Raw genomic sequence first — 1447 nt, forward strand, 5'->3', positions numbered from 1 at the left:
CATATATAAAATTAAAATCTATTGCTCTATCAATTTGTCTAACTAAATGATTTTTAGGCACAAGAGCTTCTAAACTGTTAAATTCAATTTTAAATCTATTATCAGTATTTTTTTTAGTCATCATATTTATCACCCAATATTATTTTATAAGAAAATGGAAAGGCTGTCGACTTTGTCGACAGCCTGTAAAATAAAAAAAGAAACTTTTAAAGTTTCTTTTTTTATTTTTTATATTATAAATAAACCTTCAAATTTAAAAATTAATTCTATAAAATCTTTATTTAATTGATTAAAAAACATTATATTCAATTGATATGGAGATATTGAAAGTGCTAATTTTAAATCATTAAATATTAATAAAACTCCATTACTATTAAAATCAAATCCTTTTTTTAATAAATTTATATATTTTTTTAAATCTTTATTATCTTTTTTTATTTTATATTTTAAATTTTCTTCTTCTTGATAATACAAATTATCTTCATATACATATAAATTTATTAAAGCTCTATAATATTTATCTAAAAAATTATATTCATTTGATTTTAAAATATATTTTTCTATTTGTGCATATTTAGTATTGCTATTAATTTGCTTTGGAAAAATATCTACAGTTTTAATATTTTTTGTGTTTTCTGAAAATAAATTATCTATAAATTCTTCGAATAATTTTTCTATATTATCTATTTTATCCATTATAATTACTCCCTTAATATTTTCCCATTTTTATCTAAAGTTGCTTTTCTAAATCCTTTTTTATCAAATAATTTATATGCACTGCCTCCATGAGTATTATTTCCTCTATCTTTTTGAATAAACCATCCTGTTTTATTATTTTTTAAACTTAAGCTATTAAATTTATTAGTAAATTTTTTTAAATCTACTACTATATCAGCTTTTTTTAATATTGCAGGTATTTTAGAAGCAATTTTTAATAATGCAGCATAACTTATTCGTTCTTTATTTGGTAATGTTTCTTCTAATAAATTTTCATTCATATTAAATAAGACTTCTTCTATAGAAATTTCTTCTTCAATTTCATAATTATTTATTAAGTCAAGATCAATATTTATATGGTTTTCATTAGCATAAACATTAATTTTATTGGTATTTTGCAATGTAGTTAAAACACCAGTAAATAAAGAAATAGATAACCCTAAAGAAATAATTTTATTTTTATTCATTTATTCACCTCCCAATATTTGTAAATATGTATAATTATAGCACAAAATAAGAAATATAAATATTTTATATTTCTTATTGATGAAGTGGAACGAAATCAACAAAAGGGTCCAGGATCTCCTGGCACGTACTCTTTGCTAAAAGAGTATAACGTGCTATATTCTTTTTACAAGAATATCCTTTTTTGCCCATCTTTGTGGGTCAAAAAAACACACGCTGTGTGTCAGAAAAACCCACTTTGTGGGTTAAAAGTATCACTTAGAAT

2 protein-coding genes are annotated in these 1447 nt (G+C 21.1%); both read right to left on the bottom strand.

Going from position 1 to position 1447, the window contains the following annotated elements; genetic code table 11:
* Positions 1-228: 228 nt before the first annotated feature.
* The gene (locus tag GBZ86_RS15865; RefSeq protein WP_152892261.1) at positions 229-696 is read right to left on the bottom strand and encodes a hypothetical protein; all 468 of its coding nucleotides are present in this window, start codon (positions 694-696) and stop codon (positions 229-231) included.
* Between the two features lie 5 nt (positions 697-701).
* The gene (locus GBZ86_RS15870) at positions 702-1184 is read right to left on the bottom strand and encodes a hypothetical protein (RefSeq protein ID WP_152892263.1); all 483 of its coding nucleotides are present in this window, start codon (positions 1182-1184) and stop codon (positions 702-704) included.
* Positions 1185-1447 lie beyond the last annotated feature (263 nt).

This window comes from Clostridium tarantellae, assembly GCF_009295725.1.
In the GTDB taxonomy this organism is placed as follows: Bacteria; Bacillota; Clostridia; order Clostridiales; family Clostridiaceae; genus Sarcina; species Sarcina tarantellae.